This is a genomic window from Microbacterium sp. Soil_N32 (assembly GCF_057655505.1).
On sequence record NZ_JBDGME010000015.1, the window covers coordinates 135,358 to 143,072 of the forward strand.

General features: G+C 70.4%; 6 protein-coding genes and 1 tRNA gene. 5 read left to right on the plus strand and 2 right to left on the minus strand.

Going from position 1 to position 7,715, the window contains the following annotated elements; translation table 11 throughout:
• Nucleotides 1-11: 11 nt before the first annotated feature.
• On the minus strand, nucleotides 12-2,810 hold the full coding sequence (locus tag AC3A3J_RS04105) for a hypothetical protein (RefSeq protein ID WP_487671062.1): 2,799 nt from the start codon (nucleotides 2,808-2,810) through the stop codon (nucleotides 12-14).
• A 40-nt stretch (nucleotides 2,811-2,850) separates the two neighbouring features.
• Nucleotides 2,851-4,671 carry an HSP90 family protein gene (locus AC3A3J_RS04110; RefSeq protein ID WP_487671063.1) on the minus strand — a complete coding sequence of 607 codons (1,821 nt, stop codon included), beginning with the start codon at nucleotides 4,669-4,671 and terminating at the stop codon, nucleotides 2,851-2,853.
• A 192-nt stretch (nucleotides 4,672-4,863) separates the two neighbouring features.
• On the opposite strand from AC3A3J_RS04110, the gene AC3A3J_RS04115 reads away from it, so the two are divergent.
• From AC3A3J_RS04115 to rplA, 5 genes are all read left to right on the plus strand, one after another.
• Nucleotides 4,864-4,936: transfer RNA gene (locus tag AC3A3J_RS04115), tRNA-Trp, on the plus strand.
• A 39-nt stretch (nucleotides 4,937-4,975) separates the two neighbouring features.
• Nucleotides 4,976-5,248, plus strand: a complete 273-nt coding sequence (gene secE, locus AC3A3J_RS04120; protein WP_314651480.1) for a preprotein translocase subunit SecE — start codon at nucleotides 4,976-4,978, stop codon at nucleotides 5,246-5,248.
• A 42-nt stretch (nucleotides 5,249-5,290) separates the two neighbouring features.
• Nucleotides 5,291-6,322, plus strand: coding sequence for a transcription termination/antitermination protein NusG (gene nusG / locus AC3A3J_RS04125; RefSeq protein ID WP_487671064.1), 1,032 nt, complete (start codon nucleotides 5,291-5,293; stop codon nucleotides 6,320-6,322).
• Between the two features lie 190 nt (nucleotides 6,323-6,512).
• The gene (rplK, locus tag AC3A3J_RS04130) at nucleotides 6,513-6,944 is read left to right on the plus strand and encodes a 50S ribosomal protein L11 (RefSeq protein ID WP_144792427.1); all 432 of its coding nucleotides are present in this window, start codon (nucleotides 6,513-6,515) and stop codon (nucleotides 6,942-6,944) included.
• An 11-nt stretch (nucleotides 6,945-6,955) separates the two neighbouring features.
• A complete protein-coding gene (rplA, locus tag AC3A3J_RS04135) occupies nucleotides 6,956-7,645 on the plus strand; it encodes a 50S ribosomal protein L1 (RefSeq protein WP_487671065.1) in 690 nt (229 codons plus the stop codon).
• The last annotated feature ends 70 nt before the right edge of the window (nucleotides 7,646-7,715 follow it).

Sequence of the window (7,715 nt, forward strand, 5' to 3'; positions counted from 1 at the left end):
CGGGCGCGCCGTCACGCCTCCGCGAGGGCGCGCACCTCCGCCGCGTCGCCGTGGCGTCCGAGGCTCTCGAGCACGTCGCCGAGCTCGAGGGCGGCGACCTGGCGCAGCGGCGGGAACTCCGCGCCGTGATCGAGGGCGCTGCGGTACACCGCCACGGCGTCTTCGGCCCTGCCGTCGTTGTTCAGCACGCGCGCCGCGAACAACTCCGAGCCGCCCGCGGCCCCGACGTCGTCGAGGGCGGCGAACCCGTCGGCAGCGGTGAGGGCGGTCGCGACGGCCTCGTCCACACGGCCGAGCTGTGCAAGCGCCCGGGCCCGCGAATCCATCACGTCGGCACCCAACCAGCCCGCGTCGTGTTCGACCGCGAGGGCCGCGACCTCGTCGAACAGCGCGAAGGCCCGCTCGTCCTGCCGTCCGCCGTACGCCTGACCGAGGGTGTGGAGCACGTCGGCGAGCACCCCGACGGCATCCGCCGCACGGCGCGCCGACTCGGCGGCCGCTTCGAGCAGCGAGAGCGCCTCGTCGTGCTCGTCGAACCGCATCAGGATCCGCGCCTGCTCGACCAGCGCCACCGCGCGATCCGCGTGCTCCTCGTCCTCCGCGAAGAGATCGCCCGCGAAACCGAACGCCCCGACCGCCTGACCGAACTCGCCGGCGGCCGAGAGCGCACGGGCGAGCAGCATCGCGGTCGCCGCGCGCGACGCCGCCGGCACCTCCGCACGCTCCTCGCGCTCCAGCACGCTTCCGAAGAGCTCTGCCGCCTCTTCGGCGTCACCGGCCGCGAGCATGGCCCGCGCAAGGCGGAAGTCCGGCGCCGTCGTGTCTTCGCCCTCCTGGGCCACGAGCCGTGACAGCACGCGGAAGCGCGTGACGGCCTTCTCGGCATCGCCGGCGTCCTCCCAGAGCGACCCCGCCAGCAGGTGCAGCCCGGCGAGGGCCCGCGAGGCGCCCAGTCCGGTGAGCAGGCGGCAGGCCTCGTCGGCGTCCGCCGCTCCTGCGGCGTATTCGGCCGCCCCGCCGCGCAGGCGCGCGCGGATCTCGAGGGCGTGCGCCCGATGACCGATGCCCGCGTCGTCCTGCTCGAGAAGCCGATCGAGCAGGGCGGATGCGGCATCGGTCTCGCCCTTCTGCAGCAGCGCCGAGGTCGCCAGGAGCGTCGTGGTGTTCGCCAGGCGCGGGTCGCCGGCCTCGGAGAACGCGCGAGCCGCGCGCTCGAAGAGGTCGAGCGCGGCCTCCGTCTCGCCGGCCCGCAGGTGCAGCACGCCACGGCTGAGCACCACGTCGCCGCGCGACCATGCCGGCAGCGCATCCGCGTGCGCGAGCTCCCGGTCGAGGGATGCCGCGCTCTCCGGGCTGTCGAGGCCGAAGGTCGCCAGTCCCGCGCGCTCCTCGAGATCCGCCTGCTCGGAACGACCGGCCGCGCGCAGCTCGGCGATGCGGTCGGGCAGGACCGCCCTTGCCTCGTCGGCGCGGTCGAGCGCGACGAGGATGCCGATGTGCATCGAGTGCAGCTGCGCCCGCTGGTACGGGTCCTGCACCCCGAGGGCGCGTGGCAGGGCGGCGAGGGTCTCGTGCTCGGCGCCGTACTGCGCGAGCTGCATCGCACGATCGAACCACCCTTCGGCGTCGGTCGGTGCGGTCGCTGACGGCGTCGCCACGAACGCATCCGAGCGGATCGGCACGTCGTAGCTCTCGGCGCCGATGCCCCGCAGACGCTGGAGGTGACGCGCGTGCCCGTCGGACCCGTCGCGTCGATCGAACTCGTCCGCGCGGCGCTCCGCACCCGCCCAGCACGCGGCGGCCAGCTCGGCGGCGCTCCAGACGCCGTCGTGCGGGCCGAAGAAGGGGGCGAGCGCCGCGGCATCCGCTCCCCGCACCGGGGTGTCGCCGTGCCCGGCGGCGGCCACACGGTCGAGAGCGACCGCGAACGCGGCGAGAGCGGCGAAGTGGGCATCGACGTTGAGGCCGTCGTGCGCCAACCAGCCGATGTGGCGCTCGACGAGCGCCAGTGCCCGCGCCTCGTTGCCGGTGATGGCGGCGAAGACCACGTTGTTGGCGACGATGCGCAGATTGTCGGGATTGTCCTTCGCCAGGCGATAGCTGCGCAGGTGCGCGGTCTTGGCCTCATCGCCGCGCCCGGCGCGCAGGTAGGGCACCAGCACCCGCGACAGGGCGTGCTCTGGCTCCTCGCCGCAGGAGAACCCGCCCTCGATCATCTCCTCCACCAGACGGATGGCATCGGCATCCCGCCAGGTCTCGGCGAAGAACCCGGCGAACTGGCTCCGCCCGCAGGCATCGCAGTGGCTGTGGTCGTCGCGCGGCGTCGCCTCCAACTGCACCCGCAGCGCCTCGGCGTCGTCGAGGCGCCCCGCGTCCCACGCATCCTCGAACCGTGCGGTCAGGACGCCGCTCATGCCCAGGCCGGCCGCTCGGTAGTGGGCCTCCATGTCGTCGAGCACCGCGTGGATCTGCTCCTGCGAGAACACGGGCGAGGAGCGCAGCGACGACGCCATCCACTTGAACTGCCACATGAGGTCGGCGCCGCCGTTGTCGAGGTCGGCCGGGAACCGCTGCGGATCCTCGTCGTGCTTCGCCAGGCACCAGGCGAACGAGTTCAGCATCACGTCGGTGGCGCCGTTCATGTTCGCCGAGGCGGTCTGCCGCATCCGCGCCTCATACTCGAGCCGTTCGTCGCCGATCTCGCGGGCGAGAGCGACGGCCTGGGCCACCAGCGCCTGCTCGGCAGGCCCCCACGGGGTGCGATCGATCTCGTCGATCAGCTCGGCGAAGCGCGACGTCGGACGGGTCATGGGAATCCCTTCGTCAGGGGGGGAGGGTGGAGGGGCGCCGTCAGGACGCCGGGGCGTCGAACGGGAAGACCTCGTCGGCGACTCCCGCGGACAGGGCCACGAGGTCGCCGAGCGCCGAGGTCATGAGCTCGCGGTCGGCGTCGGACAGCGGGTGATGCCCGGCGAGCAGGGCCTGGATGTACAGCAGCTGCACCGTTCGCCGGAAGACGGCCTCGTCGGTCACCCGCACGAGCGCCCGCACCACCTGGTTCGACCAGTTGAGGCAGAGCCGCGCGCTCGGCTCGTCGTCGGCCGCCGCCGGCAGCGTCCGGTCGATGCGATCGAGCACGCCGCCCCACAGCGATCCCGTGACGCCCTTCGTGCGGCCGCGATCGAGGGCGCGCAGGGTCTCGGGGTCGATCACGTACAGCCCGGTCAGTGCGGGGCGGTCGATCGCCCGCACGACCACGGCGCACGACGACGCGGCGAGGACGGCACCCGCCCGCGCCTCGAGAGCGAGCGCGGCGTCGCGATCATCGAGGGGCGGCGGGTCGAGCCGATCGAGCTCGCCGGTCACGTCGACCTGCTCGACCGTGACGTCGGGGTAGAGCTGGGGGAGCAGGCGCACGAGGTCGGCGTCGTAGAGGTAGCCGCCGTTGACCAGCACCTCGGTCGACGGCGAGATGCCGGCCACCTGGCGGAACTCGTCGACCGAGGCGGCGAAGCGGATGTGCGGATACCGCTCGACGAGATCGTCGATGCGCATCGTTCCGTGCGTGGTCTCGACGGTCAGCCAGCGGGTGATGAACTGCGCCAACTCGTCGTCGTGCCGCACGAGAGCCTTCAGGCCGACCTCGTGGATCGCCACGAACTGGGCGAGCCGGTGCGGTTCGCGCAACGCCAGCTCCAGCACCCAGCGGCGGATGCCCGCGCCGAACTGCTCGCGCACCCGTTCGAGCGCGGCGTCGTCGACGAGCGACTCGCGGCTGGCCGTCGGAGCGAGACCGGTCGAGTCGACCACCGCCCGCACGAAGAACGCCCACTCGGGCAGCACGTCGTCGACGCGCTCGGCGAGGAGCATCCGCCCCAGGTATACGCGGGTGGCCTGACGTGCGCCGGGCGGCGGGGCGAACGGCAGCACGTAGGCGATGCCCCGCGTGCCGGTGGCCGGCTCGTGCAGTTCGATGACGTCGAGGGGCGTCGCTCCCAGCAGCGCGCGGCCGTAGTCCGTCGCACGGTCGGGCGCCGCGTCGAGGAACGGCGGCGCGTGCGTGAGGTCGACGTCGCCGCCCGGACCATCGACGGTGATGCGCACCGGCAGGAACTCGCCGAAGGTCGTCGCGAGCTCGCGCACCGACTCCGCACGCAGCAGATCGGCGGCGTCGAACCGCGGCTCCAGATGCACGCTCGTGCCGACCGGCAGGTCGTCGTCGAGCTCGACCACGCGGAAGGTGCCGTCCGACCTGCCGGTCCACTCGACGGCGGCGCCGCCACGGGCACTGCGCGAGCGGATGACGATCGTGTCGGCCACCATGAAGCAGCTGAGCAGTCCGATGCCGAACTGCCCGAGGTAGTCGTCGCGGGGGAGGTCGAAGATGTCGCGCTTCGAGCTGCGTCCGACCGTCGCGAGCAGATCGGCGACCTCGGCGGCGGTGAGCCCGATGCCGTCGTCGCGCAGCACGAACTCGTCGGAGTGCTCGCCGACCGGGGTGATGCGGATGCTCCCGCCCTGCCCGTCGACCTCTCGCCGCGCGGTGATCGCGTCGCGCGCGTTCTGCAGCAGCTCTCGCAGGTAGACGCGGGGGCCGGAGTAGATGTGCCGGCTGAGGAGATCGACGACCCCGCGCAGATCGACCTGGAACTGCTGCACCTGCACCGACATCCGCTCCCTCCCGGAATTTCCCGCCCCCGAAGCCTACAAGAGGCGGCTGACGTCGCCCCGGTTCGGCGGCGGGCGACGGATGCCGTACACTGGGGGAGCAGTTTGTTCTCTGCATTCTTTCGCCGTGCCCCGGGTCTCCCGGTGGTGTCGAGGTGGCAGGATGGGAGAACAACCCGAGACTCCAGGGTCTCTAGGGCGGTAGCTCAATTGGCAGAGCAGCGGTCTCCAAAACCGCAGGTTGCAGGTTCGATTCCTGTCCGCCCTGCGCGTCAGCGCACGCTGGCACACGAAAGGTACATTCAGGATGAGTCAGGACGAACCGCGCGGCGAGGTCATCGCGGCTGGCGCCGCCCGCGAGAAGAAGGGCAACCCCTTCTCCCGGTTCTTCGGAAGCATCGCCCTGTTCATCCGTCAGGTCATCGCCGAACTGCGCAAGGTCGTCACCCCGACCCGCAAGGAACTGGTCAAGTTCACGCTGGTGGTGCTCGTCTTCGTCCTGATCGTCATGGGCATCGTCTACGGCCTCGACTGGGTCTTCGGCATCATGACGCACTACGTGTTCGGTATCCCGAGCTGATGACGTCCCCGCGGCCCCTGCCGCAGTGATTGGAAAGAACTAGTGTCCGAACGATACTCCGACGACGCCGACTGGGCGCCTGCCGCCGAGCAGTCCAGCGAAGAGGACGAGGCCCAGGAGGGCAACACCCTCGCCGCCGAGGAGCGCGCATCCACGTCTGCCGAGCACATCGCCCTGCACGTCGAAGATGAAGACGCCGACGACGAGACCGACACCGACGACGAGATCGAAATCGAAGACCCGGAGGCCGACGCCATCGTGAACGACGCGCTCAACCTGGACGAGGCTGCAGAGTCCGAGGCCGCGGCCGAGGTGCTCAACGACGCCGTGGCCGAGGAGACCGCCGAGGAGGAGGCCGCGGCCGCCGACGAGGTCACCCCCTACGACGGGCCCGACATCAACGGCGAGGACGACCGTCCCGCGGCCGACGAGGACGCCGCCGACGCCGATGAAGACCCCTACGAGGCCTTCCGCCTCGACCTGCGGATGCTCCCCGGCAAGTGGTACGTCATCCACTCGTACGCGGGCTTCGAGCGCAAGGTCAAGGCGAACATCGAGCAGCGCAAGTCGACGCTCGAGGTCGAGGACGAGATCTACCAGGTCGAGGTCCCGATGGAGGACGTCGTCGAGATCAAGAACGGCCAGCGCAAGATGGTCACCCGCGTGCGCATCCCCGGCTACGTGCTCGTGCGCATGGAGCTCACGGAGGACACCTGGTCGGTCGTGCGCCACACCCCCGGTGTGACGGGCTTCGTGGGCAACGCCCACAACCCCACCCCGCTGCGCTTCGAAGAGGCCTTCAACATGCTGAAGTCGCTCGTCGAGGTCAAGGACGTCCCCACCGCGAAGAACATCGCCTCGAAGGGCGGCGTCGCCGTCGCTCGTCCGCTCCCGGCCGAGGTCGACTTCGAGGTCGGCGAGACCATCACCATCAAGGAGGGCTCGTTCGCGGGTCTTCCGGGTTCGATCAGCGAGATCAAGCCCGAGAGCGGCAAGCTCACCGTGCTCGTCTCGCTGTTCGAGCGCGAGACCCCGGTCGAGCTGTCGTTCGACCAGGTCACCAAGATGATCTGACGCCTCGCGTCGTTCGAGAAGGCCGTCCTCCGGGGCGGCCTTCTCGCGTTCCCCGTGGGTCTCTCCATCGGGTAGACTTGTCTGGTTTGTGCGCCGCTTCGTCGTGCGCGCAAGCCACCACGGTCCGGAAACGCCGGGTCTGTGGGAGAAGCGGATGCCCGAGGCATCCGATTCGATGAAAGGAAAGAGAATGGCACCGAAGAAGAAGGTGACCGGCCTGATCAAGCTTCAGATCAACGCCGGTGCAGCCAACCCGGCGCCGCCGATCGGCCCCGCGCTCGGTCAGCATGGCGTCAACATCATGGAGTTCTGCAAGGCGTACAACGCCGCGACCGAGTCGCAGCGCGGCAACGTCATCCCCGTCGAGATCACCGTCTACGAGGACCGCAGCTTCACCTTCGTCCTGAAGACCCCGCCCGCGGCGGAGCTCATCAAGAAGGCCGCCGGCGTGCAGAAGGCTTCGGCCACCCCGCACACCGTCAAGGTCGGCAAGATCACGAAGGACCAGGTCCGTCAGATCGCCGAGACCAAGCAGGCCGACCTGAACGCGAACGACATCGAGGCCGCCTCGAAGATCATCGCCGGCACCGCCCGTTCCATGGGCATCACGGTCGAGGGCTGAGGAGAATAATCATGGCTACCAAGTCCAAGGCTTACCAGGCTGCCGCCGCGAAGATCGAGGCAGACCGTTTCTACACCCCCGCCGAGGCCGTCGCCCTGGCGAAGGAGACCGGCTCCGCGAAGTTCGACGCCACCGTCGAGGTCGCGCTGAAGCTCTCCGTCGACCCGCGCAAGGCCGACCAGATGGTGCGCGGCACCGTCATCCTGCCCCACGGCACCGGCAAGACCGCCCGCGTCATCGTGTTCGCCACCGGCGCCGCGGCTGAGGCTGCGATCGCCGCGGGTGCCGACGAGGTCGGCGGCGCCGAGCTCATCGAGAAGGTCGCCGGCGGATGGACCGCGTTCGACGCGGCCGTCTCCACGCCCGAGCTCATGGGCCAGGTCGGTCGTCTCGGAAAGGTGCTCGGCCCGCGTGGTCTCATGCCCAACCCGAAGACCGGCACGGTGACCCCGAACACGGCCAAGGCCGTCGAGGACATCAAGGGCGGAAAGATCGAGTTCCGCGTCGACAAGCACGCCAACGTGCACTTCGTCGTCGGCAAGGCCTCGTTCTCGGCCGAGCAGCTGAACGAGAACATCTCGGCCGCGCTCGAGGAGATCGTCCGCCTCAAGCCGTCCAGCTCGAAGGGCCGCTACATCCAGAAGGGTGCGGTGTCGACCACGTTCGGCCCCGGCATCCCGCTGGACGTCAACGCCATCTGAGTCTGACTCCCGAAACGCCCCCGGCTCCGCCGGGGGCGTTTCTGCGTCCCCCCTCTCCCTCCCCTTTCCC